The 357-nt window shown below is 45.4% G+C and carries 1 protein-coding gene; it reads left to right on the top strand.

Annotated elements, in window-relative coordinates:
* A partial coding sequence (locus ACST14_RS10960) for a hypothetical protein (protein WP_459463476.1) occupies positions 1-357 on the top strand: 357 nt, incomplete at both ends.

Below are 357 nucleotides of genomic sequence, written 5' to 3'. Positions count from 1 at the left end.
CCAGTACGGCGGGTAAGATTGTATTGGCAGGAGATTTAGGAGGGACTTTTTCAAGTCCATTGGTAGTTACAGTGGGGGGGAAGTCTAATACAAGCATTGCGAATGCGATCACAACAGTGGAAGCAGCTACTACTATAAATACGCCAAGTACCCTAGTGATGCGTAGTGCTACAGGGGGTATTTCTGTAGGTAGTTTATCCTCTACTACCGTCACTGCAACTTCAATTGCTGGAAATTTAACGGGTAATGTGGTGGGTAATGTGACAGGTAATGTGAGTGGCACTGCCTTGAATGTTACGGGAGTAGTAGCGATAGCAAATGGAGGAACGAATGCGACAAATAGTACAGATGCGAGAA

It is taken from the genome of Aquirufa sp. A-Brett2-15D (genome assembly GCF_054558735.1).
The sequence above is the reverse complement of the archived record's forward strand: the minus strand, read 5'-3'. Positions and strand labels throughout refer to the sequence as shown.